The organism is Pseudomonas sp. FP2335 (assembly GCF_030687535.1).
In the GTDB taxonomy this organism is placed as follows: domain Bacteria; phylum Pseudomonadota; class Gammaproteobacteria; order Pseudomonadales; family Pseudomonadaceae; genus Aquipseudomonas.
Genome location: NZ_CP117437.1, coordinates 5,206,541 through 5,225,112 on the forward strand (window position 1 = coordinate 5,206,541; position 18,572 = coordinate 5,225,112).

Annotated in this window: 15 protein-coding genes and 2 pseudogenes; 7 read left to right on the plus strand and 10 right to left on the minus strand. The window is 62.3% G+C overall.

What is annotated here, in order from left to right:
* Positions 1–2: 2 nt before the first annotated feature.
* On the minus strand, positions 3–1,010 hold the full coding sequence (cydB, locus tag PSH81_RS23370; RefSeq protein WP_226455770.1) for a cytochrome d ubiquinol oxidase subunit II: 1,008 nt from the start codon (positions 1,008–1,010) through the stop codon (positions 3–5).
* A gap of 1 nt (position 1,011) precedes the next feature.
* Positions 1,012–2,451: pseudogene (locus PSH81_RS23375) on the minus strand (cytochrome ubiquinol oxidase subunit I).
* Between the two features lie 318 nt (positions 2,452–2,769).
* Between PSH81_RS23375 and PSH81_RS23380 the strand changes: the two are divergent.
* The gene (locus tag PSH81_RS23380; RefSeq protein ID WP_226455771.1) at positions 2,770–4,008 is read left to right on the plus strand and encodes an MFS transporter; all 1,239 of its coding nucleotides are present in this window, start codon (positions 2,770–2,772) and stop codon (positions 4,006–4,008) included.
* Positions 4,009–4,053: 45 nt separating this feature from the next.
* Here the strand turns inward: PSH81_RS23380 and PSH81_RS23385 are convergent, their stop codons facing one another.
* From PSH81_RS23385 to PSH81_RS23400, 4 genes are all read right to left on the minus strand, one after another.
* Complete coding sequence (locus PSH81_RS23385) at positions 4,054–6,237, minus strand: xanthine dehydrogenase family protein molybdopterin-binding subunit (protein WP_305391563.1); 2,184 nt, start codon at positions 6,235–6,237, stop codon at positions 4,054–4,056.
* A complete protein-coding gene (locus PSH81_RS23390) occupies positions 6,234–7,223 on the minus strand; it encodes a xanthine dehydrogenase family protein subunit M (RefSeq protein WP_305391564.1) in 990 nt (329 codons plus the stop codon). The genes PSH81_RS23385 and PSH81_RS23390 overlap by 4 nt, the downstream gene beginning before the upstream one ends.
* Entirely contained in the window at positions 7,220–7,726 is a 507-nt protein-coding gene (locus tag PSH81_RS23395) for a (2Fe-2S)-binding protein (protein ID WP_226455774.1), read from the minus strand. Before PSH81_RS23395 ends, PSH81_RS23390 begins: the two co-directional genes overlap by 4 nt.
* Before the next feature lie 96 nt (positions 7,727–7,822).
* On the minus strand, positions 7,823–8,269 hold the full coding sequence (locus PSH81_RS23400; protein ID WP_305391565.1) for a DUF4879 domain-containing protein: 447 nt from the start codon (positions 8,267–8,269) through the stop codon (positions 7,823–7,825).
* Positions 8,270–8,491: 222 nt separating this feature from the next.
* On the opposite strand from PSH81_RS23400, the gene PSH81_RS23405 reads away from it, so the two are divergent.
* On the plus strand, positions 8,492–9,787 hold the full coding sequence (locus PSH81_RS23405; protein WP_192298983.1) for an NCS2 family permease: 1,296 nt from the start codon (positions 8,492–8,494) through the stop codon (positions 9,785–9,787).
* Entirely contained in the window at positions 9,784–10,863 is a 1,080-nt protein-coding gene (gene trmA / locus PSH81_RS23410) for a tRNA (uridine(54)-C5)-methyltransferase TrmA (protein WP_305391566.1), read from the plus strand. The genes PSH81_RS23405 and trmA overlap by 4 nt, the downstream gene beginning before the upstream one ends.
* A gap of 119 nt (positions 10,864–10,982) precedes the next feature.
* On the opposite strand, the pseudogene PSH81_RS23415 reads toward trmA, so the two are convergent.
* Positions 10,983–11,177 (minus strand): annotated as a pseudogene (locus PSH81_RS23415) (DUF2442 domain-containing protein); the annotation flags it as partial.
* Positions 11,178–11,387: 210 nt separating this feature from the next.
* Here PSH81_RS23415 and aroQ point away from each other — a divergent pair.
* Together aroQ and PSH81_RS23425 are read left to right on the plus strand one after the other, a co-directional pair.
* Complete coding sequence (aroQ, locus tag PSH81_RS23420) at positions 11,388–11,837, plus strand: type II 3-dehydroquinate dehydratase (protein WP_305391567.1); 450 nt, start codon at positions 11,388–11,390, stop codon at positions 11,835–11,837.
* Positions 11,834–12,682: a shikimate dehydrogenase gene (locus tag PSH81_RS23425; RefSeq protein WP_305391568.1), complete on the plus strand. Its 849-nt coding sequence runs from the start codon at positions 11,834–11,836 to the stop codon at positions 12,680–12,682. The genes aroQ and PSH81_RS23425 overlap by 4 nt, the downstream gene beginning before the upstream one ends.
* 206 nt (positions 12,683–12,888) lie before the next feature.
* On the opposite strand, the gene PSH81_RS23430 is transcribed toward PSH81_RS23425, so the two are convergent.
* The gene (locus tag PSH81_RS23430; RefSeq protein ID WP_226455776.1) at positions 12,889–13,554 is read right to left on the minus strand and encodes a TetR/AcrR family transcriptional regulator; all 666 of its coding nucleotides are present in this window, start codon (positions 13,552–13,554) and stop codon (positions 12,889–12,891) included.
* Between the two features lie 80 nt (positions 13,555–13,634).
* Positions 13,635–15,536 (minus strand): 3-dehydroshikimate dehydratase QuiC, encoded by a 1,902-nt coding sequence (gene quiC, locus PSH81_RS23435; protein WP_305391569.1) that lies wholly within the window; start codon positions 15,534–15,536, stop codon positions 13,635–13,637.
* A gap of 212 nt (positions 15,537–15,748) precedes the next feature.
* On the opposite strand from quiC, the gene PSH81_RS23440 reads away from it, so the two are divergent.
* Complete coding sequence (locus PSH81_RS23440) at positions 15,749–17,083, plus strand: MFS transporter (RefSeq protein ID WP_192298990.1); 1,335 nt, start codon at positions 15,749–15,751, stop codon at positions 17,081–17,083.
* A 1-nt stretch (position 17,084) separates the two neighbouring features.
* On the opposite strand, the gene PSH81_RS23445 is transcribed toward PSH81_RS23440, so the two are convergent.
* Entirely contained in the window at positions 17,085–17,963 is an 879-nt protein-coding gene (locus PSH81_RS23445) for a DMT family transporter (protein WP_192298991.1), read from the minus strand.
* A gap of 183 nt (positions 17,964–18,146) precedes the next feature.
* Between PSH81_RS23445 and PSH81_RS23450 the strand changes: the two genes are divergently transcribed.
* Positions 18,147–18,563: a hypothetical protein gene (locus PSH81_RS23450; RefSeq protein ID WP_226455777.1), complete on the plus strand. Its 417-nt coding sequence runs from the start codon at positions 18,147–18,149 to the stop codon at positions 18,561–18,563.
* Positions 18,564–18,572 lie beyond the last annotated feature (9 nt).

The following is an 18,572-nucleotide window of genomic DNA, read 5'->3' on the forward strand; positions in this document are numbered from 1 at the left end:
TCCTAGTGATAACCGTCTTCGTGGGTGACCTTGCCGCGGAACACGTAGTAGCTCCAGAAGGTGTAGCCCAGGATGAACGGGATGATGAACAGCGTGCCCACCAGCATGAAGCCCTGGCTTTGCGGCGGCGCGGCGGCGTCCCAGATCGACACGGAGGGCGGAATGATGTTCGGCCACAAGCTGATCCCCAGGCCGCTGTAGCCGAGGAAGATCAGCACCAGCGTCAGCAGGAACGGCGTGTAATGCGCGTTGCGCGCCACCGCGCGGATCAGCCCGTACAAGGTCACCAGCACCAGGATCGGCACCGGCATGAACCAGAACAGGTTCGGCAGGGTGAACCAGCGCGAGGCGATTTCCGGGTGCGCCAGCGGCGTCCAGATACTGACGATGCCAATCACTGCCAACAGCCCGAAGGCCAACGGCCGCCCCAGGTTGTGCATCTTTTCCTGCAAGGGGCCTTCGGTCTTCATGATCAGCCAGGTGCAGCCCAGCAATGCATAGGCGACGATCAACGCCACACCGCAGAACATCGTGAACGGCGTCAGCCAATCCAACGAACCGCCGGCAAACTGGCGGTCTACCACCGGAATACCGTCGATAAACGCCCCCAGCGCCACACCCTGGAAGAAGGTGGCCGCCAGCGAGCCGCCGATGAACGCCTTGTCCCACAGGTGACGCTTGGCGTCCTTGGCCTTGAAGCGGAACTCAAAGGCCACGCCGCGGAAGATCAGCCCGATCAGCATCAGGATCAGCGGCAGGTACAACGCCGACAACACCACCGAATAGGCCAGCGGGAAGGCGCCGAACAACGCCGCGCCGCCCAGTACCAGCCAGGTTTCGTTGCCGTCCCACACCGGGGCGACGGTGTTCATCATCACGTCACGGTCGGTCTTGCCGGGGATAAACGGAAAGAGGATACCGATACCCAGGTCGAAGCCGTCCATGACCACGTACATCATGATGCCGAAGATGATGATCACGGCCCAGATCAGCGGAAGATCAATACCCATCTCAATGCCCCTTGTGCTGGATGTCGACGTGGTCGTCGTCGGAGCCATCATCGACCGCCGATAATGGACGCGCCGGTGTACGTTTCTGGCCAGGGCCACCGTGAGTCGGTTCGGTACTTTCGTGGGCCACCGGACCTTTGCGCACCAGGCGCATCATGTAGCCCAGGCCGGCGCCGAACAGCGCGAAGTACACCACCACGAACAGCACCAGGGTGATGGTCATCTGCGCCAGGCTATGCCCGGAGGACGCATCCGCCGTGCGCATCAACCCCTATACCACCCACGGCTGACGGCCGATTTCGGTGGTGAACCAGCCGGCGAGAATCGCGATCAACCCGGACGGCCCCATCCACAACGCCAGGTACAGGAACGGCCTGGACGTGTACATCTTGCCGCCCCGGCGCAGCCAGAGGCTGAACAGGCCGGTGAAGATCATCAGGAAGCCCAGGCCGACCATGACCCGGAACGACCAGAACACGATGGTCGAGTTGGGGCGGTCCTCCGGCGGGAACTCCTTGAGGGCCGGTACCTGCTTGTCCAGGGAGTGGGTCAGGATCAGGCTGCCCAGGTACGGGATTTCCACGGCGTATTTGGTTTTTTCGGCCTTCATATCCGGCCAGCCGAACAGGATCAGCGGGGTCGGCTCGTTGCCGATATTCTCCCAATGGCCTTCAATCGCGGCGATTTTCGCCGGCTGGTGCTTCAAGGTGTTGAGGCCGTGGAAGTCGCCGATCACCGCCTGGATAGGCGCGACGATCAGGGCCATCCACATTGCCATCGAGAGCATTTTGCGGATCGCCGGGTTGTCTTTGCCCCGCAGCAAGTGCCAGGCCGCCGAGGAGCCGACGAAGAACGCGGTCGCCACGAAAGCCGCCGTGGCCATGTGCGCCAGGCGATACGGGAACGACGGGTTGAATACCACGGCGAACCAATCGGTCGGAATCACTCGGCCGTCGATGATTTCAAAGCCCTGGGGCGTCTGCATCCAGCTGTTGGACGAGAGGATCCAGAAGGTGGAGATCAACGTACCGATGGCCACCATCACGGTGGAGAAGAAGTGCAGGTTGCGCCCGACCTTGTTCCAGCCAAACAGCATCACCCCAAGGAAACCGGCCTCAAGGAAGAAGGCCGTAAGCACTTCGTACGTAAGCAGCGGCCCGGTGACGGCACCGGCGAAGTCCGAGAAGCGGCTCCAGTTGGTGCCGAACTGATAAGCCATGACCAAGCCGGAAACCACGCCCATGCCGAAGTTGACGGCAAAGATCTTCGACCAGAAATGGTAGAGGTCACGGTAGGTGTCGTTGCGAGTCTTGAGCCACAAGCCTTCCAGCACCGCGAGGTAACTGGCCAGGCCGATGGTGATCGCCGGGAACAGGATGTGGAACGAGATGGTGAACGCGAATTGAATTCGGGCGAGATCTAGCGCCTCCAAACCGAACATAAGTCTTCCTCTGTCAGGTAATACCGGCTGCTGGCGGGAGCCTGCACCCACTGCCCCCACGGATATGGAGTGTGTCGAATTTCAATTCGTTCTTTTTTTAACCAACCACGTAGGGAATCTGGCCTCTCGGCCGCCAGGGCAATCCCCATGACGGGTTTTGATCTGGATCAAGCATTGGTGAAAGAGTAGCCCCAAATTCGCCGCAGGACGGCGTGGTCTTTTGCCGCGTGACAGACTGTCTCAGCTCAGTTCTTGCAACTATCTGTTACAACTTGGTGCTAATCTCGGCGCTCCCTTCGGCCTTGACCTGAATTCCCGATGCCCAGTGAACCCGCGTTGCTGTTACGCCACCACCGCCCTTTCATCGCGTTCTGGCTGGCGCGCATCTTCACCGCCAGCGGCTTCCAGATGCTCACCGTAGCCATCGGCTGGAACCTCTACCAACTGACCGGCAACGTGCTGGACCTGGGTTTGGTCGGCCTGGTGGAGTTCGTGCCACGCGTACTGTTCATGCTGCACACCGGGCATGTCGCCGACCGCTATGAGCGACGCAAGGTCGCCGCGATCTGTCAGACCGTACAGGCGTTGATCGCATTATCCCTGGCCATCGGCGGCCTGACCGGCAGCGTGACCCGCGAGATGATCTTTATCCTCGCCTTCGTGCTGGGCGCCGCACGCTCCTTCGAAATGCCGACCACCCAGGCACTGCTGCCGAGCATCGTGCCCAGCGCGCTGTTCCCGCGTGCCGTGGCCTCGTCGCAGTCGGCCCAGCAACTGGCAACCATCGTCGCCCCGGCGCTGGGCGGTTTGCTCTACGCCTTTGGCAGCGTGTGGGTCTACGGCCCCACCGTGGTGCTGTACTTGATTGCCTGCGTGCTGACCCTCAACCTGCCCGCACGCCAAACCCCGCTGAACAAAGGCAAGGCCACCCTGGATTCGTTGCTGGCCGGCATCCGTTTTATCCGCAGCCGCCCGGACATCCTCGGCGCCATTTCCCTGGACCTGTTCGCCGTATTGTTGGGCGGCGCCACCGCATTGCTGCCGGTGTTCGCCAAGGACATCCTGCTGACCGGCGCCTGGGGCCTGGGCCTGTTGCGTTCGGCACCGGCGGTGGGCGCGTTGTTGATGTCGTTGTGGCTGGCGCGCTTCTCGGTGGACCGCCACGTCGGCCGCGTGATGTTCACCGCCGTCGGGGTGTTCGGTGTGGCGACCATTGCGTTCGGCCTGTCCACTTCGTTCTGGTTTTCGTTGGCGGTGCTGGTGGTGCTGGGCGCGGCAGACATGATCAGCATGGTGATCCGTGCATCGTTCGTGCAGCTGGAGACGCCGGATGAAATGCGCGGCCGCGTCAGCGCGGTCAACGGCCTGTTTATCGGCGCGTCGAATCAGTTGGGCGAGTTTGAATCGGGGATTACCGCCCACTGGTTCGGCACCGTGCCGGCGGTGGTCATGGGCGGGATCGGCACCCTGGTGGTGACCGGGGTGTGGATCAAACTGTTCCCGACCCTGGCCAACCGCGACCGCATGCACGTGCCGACTGAAGAAACACAGGCATAAGGCCCGGTTCCCACACGGGTGCTGGGCAGGGCCGGTAAAGTGCTGTCAAAGCACCTTATCGAGGGTGATCGGAAAGTCCCTGACCCGCTTGCCCGTGGCGTGATACACCGCATTCGCCACCGCCGCCGCCACCCCGACAATACCGATCTCACCCACCCCCTTAGACCCCAGCGCATTGACGATCTCGTCGTGTTCCTCGACGAATACCACGTCAATCTCACCGATGTCCGCATTCACCGGAATGTGATACTCGGCCAGGCTGTGGTTCATGATGCGCCCCAAGTGGTGGTCGGTCTGGGTTTCTTCATGCAGGGCCATACCGATGCCCCACACCACCCCGCCGAGAATCTGGCTGCGCGCCATTTTCGGATTCACCACGCGCCCGGCCGCAATCGCGCTGACCACTCGGCTGACCTGGATGGTGCCCAAGTCTTCATCCACCCGCACTTCCACAAACACCGCAGAATGCGTGGCGCTGGCATAGCCCCCGCGTTTCTTGTCCGGCTCGCTGTCGACCTGCACCTGCAACGCGCCTTCACCACTGTCCTTGACCAGTTGGGCCAGCGACACACTCACATCACCGGTGTGCAGGTGGCCGTCGTCAAAGCGCACCGACTCGGCGTCCTTGAACACCGGATACGTCTGGCGCGCAATCTCCAGCAGTTTGGCCGCCAATGCTTCGCAGGCTTGCTGAACAGCGGTGCCCACCGAAGACACGGTGAACGAGCCGCCCTGCAGCGGGGCCGTGGGCAATGAGGAATCGCCGAGCAGAAACTCGACATTTTCCAGCGCCACGCCGCTGGCCTGGGCCGCAATCTGGGTCATGACCGTATAGGTGCCGGTGCCTATGTCGGTGGTAGCGCTGCTGACGGTGAGCTTGCCCTCGGCGTCGATCCGCGCCTTGGCGCTGGCTTTCATCTGCATCGCCTCCCACACACCACCGGCCATGCCCCAACCGATCAGTTGGCGCCCCTCGCGCATGCTGCGCGGTTCCGGGTTACGCCGCTGCCAGCCGAAACGCTCGGCGCCTTCGCTGTAGCATTCACGCAACGCCTTGCTGGACCAGGGCTTGTCTTCGTTCTGGTTGCGCTCGGCGTAATTGGTCAGGCGCAGTTGCACCGGGTCGACCCCCAGCGCACAGGCCAGTTCGTCCATTGCACACTCCAGACCGATCACCCCCAGTGCAGCACCCGGGGCGCGCATGTCCAGCGGGGTAAACACATCCAGCGGCACCAGGTTATAGGTCAATTGCACGTTGTCGCAGTGGTAGAGCATGCCGCTCCACTCAACCACATGCTCGCTGAAGTCCTCGAAGCGTGAGGTCTGGCCAGTGGCGGTGTGGCCGAGTGCGACCAGCTTGCCATCGGCGGCGGCGCCCACTTGCAGACGCTGCAAGGTGCGCGGCCGGTAGCCGAAGGTGAACATCTGCTGGCGCGTCAGGGTCACGCGAACCGAGCGTTTGAGCGCCAGCGACGCCATCACCGCCAGTGGCAACTGGTACTGCGGGCGCAGGCCGGAGCCGAACGCGCCGCCCACGAACGCGGCAAAGATCCGCACCTGGCTTTTATCCAGGCCGAACACTTTCTGCACATAGGCCTGACAGTTCTGCGGGCCCTGGGTCTTGTCATGGATGTGCAGCGTGCCATCGCTCTGGTACAGCACCGTGCTGGCATGGGGCTCCATGGGGTTGTGATGTTCGATGGGGGTGCTGTAGTTCAGGTCCAGGCTGACGGCGGCGGCGCGCCATTGCGCCTGGAAGTTGCCGCGCGGCTTCGGCGGGGTCTGGGGCGATGGGTAGGCGTGTTGCTGCTGGGCGATCAAGTCGGTGTCAAAGGCTTCGCTCGCATACTCGATCTCCACCAGCGAACCGGCATGGCGCGCCAGTTCCAGGTTATCGGCGATGACCAGGGCCAGTGGCTGACCGCTGTACAGCACCCGGTCGTTGTACAGCGGGCGGAACGGCGAGCCGTCCGCCGCATCGGCGTCGGCGAAAGCCGCGTCATAACTGGCGATCTTTGGCCGGTTGAGGTGGTCGAGCACCATGATCACGCCCGGCAACGCCAGAGCTTTGGAGGCATCGACCTTGATGACTCGGCCCTTGGCGACAGTGCTGGACACGACGCTGCCGTGGAGCAGACCGTCTTCGGGAAACTCACCCGCATAACGCGCCTGGCCGGTGACCTTGAGCAGGCCGTCGACACGATCCAAGGGTTTGCCGATAGCGCTCATGGTTGTTCTCCCGCGACAGCGGCGTCGCTCAAGGCACGGATGATCGCGCGGCGCGCCAGTTTGAGTTTGAAGCCGTTGTGCGCCAGCGGCACGGCGTCTTGCAGCAGCGCGTCAGCCGCGGCACTGAAGGTTTCGCGGCTGACCGTCTGGCCGATCAGCAACGCTTCCACGGCGCGGTCACGCCAGGGTTTGTGGGCAACGCCGCCAAGGGCCAGGCGCGCATCGATGATCTGGTCGCCGTCCAGCTCCAACGCCGCGGCGACGGACACCAGCGCAAAGGCGTACGACGCACGGTCCCGTACCTTCAGATAACGACTGTGGTTTGCCAGTTGATCAGCCGGCAACTCAATGGCCGTGATCAGTTCATCGTCGGCCAACAGATTGTCCCGCTGCGGCGTGTCGCCGGGCAGGCGGTGGAAGTCGGCAAACTCAATGATCCGCGCTCCGCCGCGCCCCTCCACATGGACCCGTGCCTCGAGTGCGGCCAGGGCGACGCACATGTCGGAAGGATGGGTGGCGACACACTGGTCGCTGGCACCGAGGATCGCGTGGATGCGGTTCAGGCCGGTCAGCGCCGGGCAGCCACTGCCGGGCTCGCGCTTATTGCACGGCACGCCCGTGTCATAAAAGTAGTAACAGCGGGTGCGCTGCAACAGGTTGCCGCCGGTACTGGCCATATTGCGCAGTTGCGGCGAGGCGCCGGCAAGGATCGCCTGGGACAGCAGCGGGTAGCGTTGCTCGATCAGCGGATGCCAGGCCAGGTCGGCGTTGCTCACCATCGCGCCGATCAACAGGCCGCCATCAGCGCTTGCCTTGATGTCATGCAGCGGCAGGCCCGTGATGTCGATGAGGTGCTGGGGACGGCTGATGTTTTCTTTCATCAGGTCCAGCAAGTTGGTGCCACCGGCAATAAAACGCGAGGTGGCACTGCTCAGGTGCACCGCTTCACGCACATCCACGGGTTTGCTGTAGTGGAAGGGGTTCATCGCTCACCTCCCACGACGTCTTCAATAGCCTCGCGAATGTTGCTGTAAGCCCCGCAGCGGCACAGGTTGCCACTCATCAGTTCCTGGATCTGCGCGGCGTCATGGGCACGGCCTTCATTCATCAGGCCCACTGCGGAGCAAATCTGACCCGGCGTGCAGTAACCGCACTGGAAGGCGTCGCGCTGGATAAACGCCTGCTGCATCGGGTGCAGAGTGTCACCGTCGGCCAGGCCTTCGACGGTGGTCAACTCGGCGCCATCGCACATCACCGCCAGGGTCAGGCAGGCATTCACGCGCTTGCCGTCACGCAACACCGTGCAGGCGCCGCATTGGCCGTGGTCGCAGCCTTTTTTGCTACCGATCAGGTCAAGCTGCTCGCGCAACAAGTCCAGCAGGGTGGTCCAGGGCAGCACGTCCAACTGGCGTTCCTGGCCATTGAGGCGCAGGCGGATCGAGTGGCTGACGAACGGCTGAGCCGTCGCGCCATGGGAAGTTGCGCTCATAAACACCTCACGGGTTGGTGTACATCCGCGGCGTTCAGGAAATTCGCCGTCTCAGGGGTACGACTTCCCGGGGTTTTGAGCGTTCAAGATGATTGATCAGCGGATATTGAGCAGGGTCTTGAGGGTGTTCTGCGGGCCGTTGATCGACGAGTTGCTGTATTCGAACCAGCCCTGGTCCTCGACATTCAGGTCGAACACGTAGATGTAACCCATCACCGTGCCCGCGCCACTGCACACCTGGCTGACGTTGCCGACCTGGCACACCGGCGTGCGCTGCCCGTTCAATTCGGCGCCGTTGAAGCGGCCCACGGGGTTGTTGCCCAGCCCGACTTCCATCACCGAGACCTTGGTGGGCCCACGGTGCGTACACATCTGGGTGCCTTGCGCGCGCTCCGGGATGGTTTCGGTGCAACCGGCCGATTGAACCTGGAACACCCGCACCTCGCTCAACGGCGGTGCAGTCGCGCCCCACGCCGGTGCTGTGCCGAGCCACAGGCCGATACAGGGGATCAGAGCTAGACTCCACGCGTTGGCTTTTTTCATGCTGTGAATGACCCCGGATTAAACGTCGGCGCAGTATGCCTCAAGGTCATGATCAAGGGCGATTGCTCACAACGGCCAGCCCGCACACCACACGGCCTCGGCTGCTGGTATGATGCGCCGCTTTTTCCGATCCTCTCTGAAACCACAGGCGCTTGGCGCAGTTTGTGCTTTGACTTAGAGGTCAACAAATCACGACGCAAAATAGCGTCACAGGGAGCCGGCATGCTGGAAAAGCTGTTTCAACTCAAAGCCCACAACACCAATGTGCGCACCGAGATTCTCGCGGGTATCACCACATTCCTGGCGATGGCCTACATCTTGTTCGTCAACCCGAGCATCCTCAGTCAGGCCGGCATGGACAAGGGCGCGGTGTTTGTCGCGACCTGCCTGGCGGCGGCCATCGGTTCGACCGTGATGGGCCTGATCGCCAACTACCCGATTGCGCTGGCGCCGGGCATGGGCCTCAACGCCTTCTTTACCTACACCGTGGTCCTGCACATGGGCCATACCTGGCAGGTAGCGCTGGGAGCGGTGTTTATTTCGGCGGTGTTGTTCTTCCTGCTGTCGATCTTCCGTATCCGTGAATGGATCATCAACGCCATCCCGCTGCCCCTGCGTTCGGCGATTGCTGCCGGTATCGGCCTGTTCCTGGCGTTGATCGCCCTGCACAACGCCGACATTGTCGTCAGCAACCCAGCCACCATGGTCGGCCTCGGTGACCTGACCAAGGCCGCGCCGATCCTGGCCACCCTCGGTTTCGTGCTGATCGTTGCGCTGGAAGCCCTGGCCGTACGCGGCGCGGTGCTGATCGGCATCCTCGCGGTGACCATTGCGTCCATCGCCCTGGGCGTGACCCCGTTCAACGGCGTGGTGTCGATGCCACCGTCCCTGGCCCCGACCTTCCTGCAACTGGACATCAAGGGCGCGCTGGACATCGGCCTGGTCAGCGTGATCTTCGCGTTCCTGTTCGTGGACCTGTTCGACAACTCCGGCACCCTGATCGGCGTCGCCAAGCGCGCCGGCCTGATGAGCAAGGACGGCCACATGCCGAAGATGGGCCGTGCGCTGATCGCCGACAGCACCGCTGCCATGGCCGGTTCGCTACTGGGTACGTCGACCACCACCAGCTACATCGAATCCGCCGCGGGCGTGAGCGCCGGTGGCCGTACCGGCTTGACCGCCATCGTCGTGGCGATCCTGTTCCTGCTGGCTTTGTTCTTCTCGCCACTGGCGCAAAGCGTCCCGGCCTTCGCCACCGCCCCCGCGCTGCTGTTCGTGGCCGTGCTGATGACCCAGGGCCTGGCGGAAATCGACTGGGATGACATCACTGTTGCAGCGCCGGTGGTGATCACCGCCCTGGCGATGCCGTTTACTTACTCCATCGCCAACGGCATCGCCTTCGGCTTCATCGCGTGGACCGCCATCAAGCTGCTTTCGGGCCGCTACCGTGAGCTGAACCCGGCGCTGGTGATCCTGTCGATCCTGTTCGTGATCAAGCTGGGCTGGTTCAACGCATGACTTTCGACGCCGCAAGCTACACCGCTCAACTGCAAGACAAGGTCACGCGCTTGCGTGACCTGTTGGCCCCGTTCGATGCACCCGAGCCGCAGGTCTTCGACTCGCCGCTGCAGAACTTCCGCCTGCGCGCGGAGTTCCGCCTGTGGCGCGAAGGCGGTGAACGCCACTACGCGATGTTTTCCCAGGACGACAAGCGCACGCCGATCCTGATCGAAGAGTTTCCCATCGCCAGCCTGCGCATCAACCAGTTGATGCCGCAACTCAAGGCCGCCTGGCAAGCCAGCGCCGCCCTGAGCCACAAGCTGTTCCAGGTGGAGTTCCTCACCACCCTGGCCGGCGATGCGATGATCACGCTGTGCTATCACCGCCCGCTGGACGAGCATTGGCACACCGCTGCCAACCAGCTCGCGGCTGACTTGAACGTGAGCATCATCGGCCGCTCCAAGGGCAAGCGCGATGTGATCGGCCACGACTATGTGGTGGAACAACTCGAAGTCGGTGGTCGCACCTTCAGCTATCGCCAACCCGAAGGCGCCTTCACCCAGCCCAACGGCACGGTGAACCAGAAGATGCTCAACTGGGCGTACGCAGCCCTGGGCGACCGCCCGGATGATCTGCTGGAGCTGTACTGCGGCAACGGCAACTTCACCCTGCCGCTGGCGACCCGCGTACGCAAAGTGCTGGCCACCGAGATCAGCAAGACCTCGGTCAACGCCGCGCTGAGCAACCTCGCTGAAAACGCGGTGGACAACGTCACCCTGGTGCGCCTGTCCGCCGAAGAACTCACTGAAGCGCTGAACGAAGTGCGCCCGTTCCGTCGCCTGCACGGCATCGACCTCAAGAGCTATGAGTTCGGTAGCGTGTTCGTCGACCCGCCCCGCGCCGGCATGGACCCGGACACCTGCGAGCTGACTCGACGCTTCGACAATATCCTGTACATCTCGTGCAACCCGCAGACATTGGCGGCGAACATCGCGCAACTGCATGACACGCACCGCATCACCCAGTGTGCGATGTTTGATCAGTTTCCGTGGACGCATCATATGGAGTCGGGCGTCCTGCTGACGCGTCGCTGAAACTTACAGCCACTCACAATCCCCCTGTGGGAGCGGGCTTGTGTGGGAGCGGCTTACGCTGACACACCGCATTCGCGAGCAAGCCCGCTCCCACATAAGCCCACTCCCAACACAGCTTTTCATGCATCAGTTGAATCGTCGGGCTTCGTCGTATCCTTGCGCGGCCGCCCGCCCTTCTTGCCATTGGCGCGGGCAGCGGCGGCTTTGGCGGCGCTGCTCTTGCGACCGTTGCGCGAAGCCACCAGGCTGGCGGCCAGGTCCATCAGGGGCTGGCTCGTGGCGATCAGGCCGGTGATGGACACGTCCAGGTCCCGGTAACAATTTCACCCCGTGCCACCCGACAACCGGCTCCAGAATCCTGGCGCTGTTTCTCAGGCTAGTGACCGCCAACGAAGCGTCGAATGCCGTGTTGTTACCGCGCATAACCGTTCGGTAATCGAACATATCCTTCGCCGTCGATTGACCAAATTAACCATTCAGTACATTTTACCTCCACAACTAACAATAACTGTGGAGACCCTCCCATGCCGCCTATCGTGCTGGTGCTCAACGGCCCCAACCTCAACCTGCTCGGCACCCGCGAGCCGGCGACCTACGGGCATGAAACCCTGACTGACGTGGCCGCTTTGTGCGGTCGCAGCGCTGACAAGCTCGGGCTGAAAATCGAATTTCGCCAGACCAACCACGAAGGCGAACTGCTCGACTGGATCCACGGCGCCCGTGCCCGTTGCGCCGGTATCGTGATCAACCCGGCCGCGTGGACCCACACCTCCGTCGCCATCCGTGACGCGCTGGTGGCCAGTGAAGTGCCGGTGATCGAAGTGCATTTATCCAACGTGCATGCACGCGAGGCCTTTCGTCATCACTCCTTTGTGTCGCCCATCGCCAAGGCCGTACTCGCAGGATTTGGCAGTCATGGCTACCACCTGGCCCTGGAACACTTCAGCCAGATCTTGAAAGGATCAGCCCGATGAAACCGCGCATCCTCGCCGGCCTGATCGGCTCCGGCATCCAGGCTTCCCGCACCCCGGCTTTGCATGAACAGGAAGGCGACGCCAGAGGCCTGCGCTACCTGTATCGCTTGATCGACCTGGACCCGCTGCGATTGACCGTCGATGCCCTGCCCGACCTGCTCGACGCTGCCGAGTTGATGCAGTTCACCGGCCTGAACATTACTTACCCGTGCAAGCAGGCGATCCTGCCGCTGCTCGATGATTTGTCCGACGAGGCCCGGGGGATTGGCGCGGTCAATACCGTGGTGTTCAAGGACGGCAAACGTATCGGCCATAACACCGACTGCCTGGGCTTCGCCGAAGGGTTTCGACGCAACCTGAGTGATGTGCTGCGCCAGCGCGTCGTACAAATGGGTGCAGGCGGCGCAGGCGCGGCAGTGGCCCACGCGCTATTGGCCGAAGGCGTTGAACGCCTGAGCATCTTTGACCTGGACAGCAGCCGCGCCCAGGACTTGGTGGACAACCTCGCCCTGCGTTTCGGCAGCGGTCGCGCCCAGGTCGGCCGCCACCTGGAAAGCGCCATGGCCGAGGCGGATGGGGTGGTGAACACCACGCCGATGGGCATGGCCAAGCTGCCTGGCACTCCGGTTCCGGCGGCCCTGCTGCGGGCCGAACTGTGGGTGGCCGAGATTGTGTATTTCCCGCTGGAAACCGAACTGCTGCGCGACGCCCGCGCCTTGGGTTGCCGCACGCTGGATGGCGGCAATATGGCGGTGTTCCAGGCGGTGAAGGCGTTTGAGTTGTTCAGTGGCGAAGTGCCGGATGCGCAGCGGATGCTGGCGCACTTTCAGGCCATGAATATCTAACAGGCGAAACAAATTCAAATATGGAGCCGCTTTTGTGGGAGCGGGCTTGCTCGCGAATGCGCAGTGTCAGCTAAAGGTTTTCTGACTGATCCACCGTATTCGCGAGCAAGCCCGCTCCCACACAAGCCCGCTCCCACACAAGCCCGCTCCCACACAAGCCCGCTCCCACATTCAGGTTGCATTCCACTCGAAGAGTCGCGTAAGCGTCAGGCTTGCAGGTAGCGCATCACCGACTCACAGATCATCTCCCGATGTCGCTGCTTGATGGCCTCATCCGACAGCTCAATCTGAAAAATCTCACTGAATGTATGGCGGTTGGACACCCGGTAAAAGCTGAATGAGTTGATCAGCAGATGCACGTCCAACGGCTCCAGCCCCTCACGAAACAAACCCAGCTCCGCGCCCCGGCGCAAGGTCGTGCCCAGCGCTTCGAGGATGTTGCTGTTCATCGCCTTGATCGACTCCGAGCGCTTCACGTATTCGGCATTGTGGATATTTTCGATGCTGACGATGCGCACGAAATCCACGTTCTGATCGTGGTGATCAAAGGTAAATTCCACCAGCCGGCGGATCGCTTCGCGCGGTTCCAGGGCAGTGAGGTTCATGCGGGTTTCGGTGTTGCGGATGTCGCCGTAGAGCTTCTCCAGTACCTCGACGTACAGCTGCTCCTTGCTGCCGAAGTAGTAATAGATCATGCGCTTGGAGGTGTGGATGCGCTCGGCGATGGCGTCCACGCGCGCGCCAGACAGGCCTTGCTGGACAAACTCGACGATCGCTTCCTGCAGGATGTTTTCGCGGGTCTTTTCCGGGTTGTTCTTACGACTCTTGCGCGGCGCTTCGGACGCAGCGGAGAGGTCGGGAGTCAGGGTCATGGTGCGCTCACGGCCGTTTTTATTGTGCAGGCGCCGATTATGGGCTGCGGCGCTCCCCGAAGGAAGCACCGCACCACCGCTCACAACCGCGCTTGGCGTACCGCACCGCTGCGGGACTTGGCCATGGCCGCCAGACGCACCGCCACGTTGGCCGCGCCGTAACCGGCATAGCCGTTCTTGCGCTGGATGATCTCGAAGAAAAACCGCCCTTCGAACGGTTCGGTGTACACGTGAAACAGCTCACCACCGTTGGCGTCGCGGTCGTACAACACGTTGTAGTACGCCAGCTCGCTGAGGAACTCATCGTCAAAATCAAACCGTGCCGCGAGGTCGTCGTAATAGTTGAGCGGGATGTCCAGCAGCGGCACGCCCGCGTCTTTGGCCCGGCGCACCTCGGCAAAAATGTCCGCGCAGTCGAAGGCAATGTGGTGCACACCTGAGCCGCGATAGCTCGATAGCGCGTGGGAAATTGCGGTATTGCGGTTCTCGGAAATGTTCAGCGGCAAACGAATCGAACTGCAGCGGCTGCGCAGGGCTCGGCTCTTCACCAGGCCATAGGGGTCGGGCAGCACCACTTCGTCGTCGGCCTCGAAATCCAGCAGGCTCTTGTAGAACAACACCCAACTGTCGAGGCTGTCGGCCGGCAGCGCCATCGCCATATGGTCGATACGCAGCAGGCCGCCACTGGCAGCCGGCGCGGCTTGCAGGTTGAAGTCGGTGTCGTACAGCGTGCCTTCGCTGGGGTCCACCAGGTAGATCAGGCTGCCATCCGGCGCACGCACGGCGGCCAGCTCAAGCTCGTTGGGCCCGACCAGCCCGCGATAGGGCTGGCCCTTGTAGGCCACCGCCCGCTCCAGGGCCTTGGCGCTGTCCTTGACCCGCAGCGCGGTGGCGCACAACGACGGGCCATGGGCCTCGAAAAAGTTGTGGGCGAAGGAATAGGGTTCGCAGTTGAGGATCAGGTTGATGTCGCCCTGGCGCAACAGGCTCACGCTCTTGGAGCGGTGCTGGCCGGCCTTGACGAAGCCGAGGCGTTCCAGCCAGTGGGTCAGCTTGGCGCCAAGGCTTTCATCCACGGCAAATTCGAGGAATTCGATGCCGTCGTACTCGCTGGCAGCCGGGGTATCGAACAGGATCTGCACGGGTTGCGCCGGTGCTTGCTGCTTCAGGCGCTCGCGGGTTTTCTCCTCCAGGTACAGCAAGGAGCGCAGGCCATCCGCTGCATTGGCGCGGGTCGGCGCGGCGCGGAAACCGTCGTTGAAAATTTCCAGGGACAGCGGTCCGGTGTAGCCACTCTTGATGATCGGCGCAAGAAAGCCCGCCAGGTCAAATTCGCCTTGCCCCGGGAAGCAGCGGAAATGCCGGCTCCACTCCAGCACGTCCATGGCCAGGATCGGCGCGTCGGCCATTTGCACAAAGAAGATCTTGTCGCCGGGGATCTGCGCGATGGCGCTCGGGTCGCCCTTGAGTGACAGGGTGTGGAAGCTGTCGAGCAGCACGCCGAGGGCCGGGTGATCGACCTGGCGCACCAGGTTCCACACCTGCTGCCAGGTGCTCACATGCTTGCCCCAGGCCAGCGCTTCATAACCGATGCGCAAGCCACGGCGGCCGGCATGTTCGGCCAACAGGTGCAGATCGTCGAGCAAAATGCGTTCATCGCCGACGCAATCGGCGGAGGCGTTGCTGCACACCAGCACCAGGTCAGTGCCCAGTTCCTGCATCAGGTCGAACTTGCGCTCGGCACGCTCCAGGTTGCGGGCCAGACGGTCGCGGCGGCAGCCTTCAAAGTCGCGGAACGGCTGGAACAGGGTGATGGCGATACCGAGGTCGGCACACATCTGCCTGACTTCGCGGGGGCTGCCGTCGTAATACAACAAGTCGTTTTCGAAAATCTCGACGCCATCAAACCCGGCGGCGGCAATCGCTTCGAGTTTTTCCGGCAGGGTGCCGCTCAAGGAAACGGTGGCAATGGAACGTTGCATGGGGCGACTCCCGGCAATTATTGTTTGCGCCAAATTATTCGCCCCCAGTCTACCCACAGCAATTAAAATGTACGAACCAGTTAGTTTTTGGTGCGATTATCGAACACTATGCCCGTTTACCGAATTGACGATTTTTTAGCCGCTGCGCACCATCAACGACGCAACCTGACCCAGAACACACCATAAAAATTTCAAAAAACGGGTACGACCTCATGCCTCTGCAAAACTCCGCCCTGGCCTCGCGCTCCGGCACCCCGCACGCCGGCATCGGCGACAAGATCCGCGGCGCCCTGGCCGTGGGTAAAACTCGCTGGGGCATGTTGGCCCTGGTGTTCTTTGCCACCACCCTGAACTACATCGACCGCGCCGCCCTGGGCGTGATGCAACCGATCCTCGCCAAGGAAATGAGCTGGACGGCGATGGACTACGCCAACATCAACTTCTGGTTCCAGGTTGGCTACGCCGTCGGCTTTGTGCTGCAAGGCCGCCTGATCGACCGCGTCGGTGTGAAACGCGTGTTCTTCTTCGCCGTGCTGCTGTGGAGCCTGGCGACTGGTGCCCACGGCCTGGCCACCTCGGCGGTGGGTTTCATGGTCTGCCGCTTTATCCTCGGGCTGACCGAAGCCGCCAACTACCCGGCCTGCGTCAAGACCACACGCTTGTGGTTCCCCGCCGGTGAACGTGCGGTGGCCACCGGCATCTTCAACGCCGGCACCAACGTCGGCGCGATGATGACGCCGATGCTGCTGCCGCTGATCCTGCACGTGTGGGGCTGGCAGGCGGCATTCCTGTGCATGGCCTCGCTCGGCGCGATCTGGCTGGTGTTCTGGGGTTTGAAGTACTACAACCCGGAAGACCATCCAAGCGTCAAACAATCCGAACTGGACTACGTGCAACGGGAAGTCGAACCCGAACAACCGGGTGTGCCGTTCAGCCGCATCCTGCGCATGCGCGGCACCTGGGCCTTCGCTATTGCCTACGCGCTGACCGCGCCGGTGTTCTGGTTCTACCTGTATTGGTTGCCGCCGTTCCTGAACCAGCAATACAACCTGGGCATCAACGTGACCCAGATGGGTATCCCGCTGATCATCATCTACCTGACAGCCGACTTCGGCAGTGTGGGTGGGGGGATTCTGTCGTCGTTCCTGATCGGCCGTGGCATGAACTCGATCAAGGCGCGCTTGCTGTCGATGTTGCTGTTCGCCTGCTGCATCGTCGGCGTGATCATGGCGGCCGGTTCCAGCCAGCTGTGGGTCGCAGTGTTTGCCATCTCCCTGGCCATCGGTGCGCACCAGGCCTGGACCGCCAACATCTGGAGCCTGGTGATGGACTACACACCCAAGCACATGATGAGCACGGTGTTCGGCTTCGGCGGGATGTGTGCGGCCATCGGCGGCATGTTCATGACCCAGATCGTCGGCCATATCCTCACCGTGACCAACAACAACTACACCGTGTTGTTCACCCTGATCCCGGCGATGTACTTCATTGCGCTGACCTGGATGTACTTCATGGCGCCGCGCAAGATCCCTACCGTAGACGTCTGATCTACCTGCGCCGCTGCTGCCAGGCAGCGGCCAACCCGCTCATGCAGATCACCCCGATGCCGACCACCGTGGTCAAGTCGGGGGTATGGTTGAATACCAGCCAGCCCAACAACCCCGCAAACACGATCTGGCAATAGCCGAACGGTGCCAGCAACGCCGGTGCCGCGAAGCGGAACGCCTGGGTCAACATCAAGTGCGCAGTCATCCCACAGGTGCCCAGCGCCAGCATCAACACGCCATGCCACAGCGTCGGGACCTGCCAGAAGAACGGCACCATCGCACTCATCACCAAGGTGTTGCACAGGCCGGCGAAGAAGTTGCTGGTGGTCGGGCTGTCGTATTGGCTCAGGATGCGCGTGAGCAGTTGGTAGAAGCAGAAGAACAACGCCGAACACAGCGGCAGCAGCACCGCCGGGGTGAACAGTTCGCCACCGGGGTGGATGATGATCAGCACGCCGACAAACCCGCAGATCACCGCCAGCCACTGGCCGCGCGTAACGTGCTCACCGAGCAGCGGCACCGACAGCGCTGTCACCAGGATCGGTGCAAGGAAGTTCACTGCCGTGGCTTCCGCCAGGGGGATGTAATGCAGCGCCGTGGTAAAGAACAGGCTGGTACCCAGCAGGCACAACGCCCGCACCACCTGCATTCCCGGCCGTTTGCTGCGCAGTACGCGCAAGCCCGATTGCGGCAGGAAAATCCCGGCCATCAACAGGGTATGCACCAGATAGCGCGCCCAGACCACCATCACGATCGGGTAGAACCCGGCCAGGTATTTGGACAAGGCGTCGTGGCTGGAAAACAGGAAAGTCGCCACCACAATCAGCAAGATGCCTTTGAAAGGATGGTTGACGCCGGAGAGGGGAGTACTGACGGTCATTGAGTTCTCTTGCATGACAGGCTGAACGCGGGCTGCTCAACCCGGTAATCTAGCAGCCGGGCTTGCGTCTGCCCCAAGAGCATAACCAAACACTGTGCGAACAGCGCACTAAATCATGGGATTCGGGTCCAACCTCGCACGATCGCCCACGCATTGCACACTTTTTATCCAAGGCCTGCCGCTATGAAAAAAGCCCTGTTTGTTCTCTCTGCCGTCGCCCTGCTCGCCGCTTGCGGCCAGGAAGCCAAGGACGCGCCCAAACCGGCGCCCGCCTCCGTGCAGGCGACCCTGGTGCCGGCCACCCCGCCCACCGACCAGTGGGTCGGCAAGTGGGTCGGCGTCGAAGGCCTGTACCTGACCATCGCCAAGGACGACAGCGTCGGCCGCGGGCATTACCTCATCACCATGCAATACGGCCTCGACGCCGGCGACTCCGGCACCTTCAAAGGTGAAGCCGCCGAAGACGGCATCGCCTTCACCCGCCCGGACGGCCCGCAATTGCTGCGCGCCGGCGACGGTGCCGCCACTGGCCTCAAGTGGCTGGCAGATAAAAAGGACTGCCTGGTCGTGGCGAGTGGCGAAGGCTACTGCCGCCAATAACGTCCATAC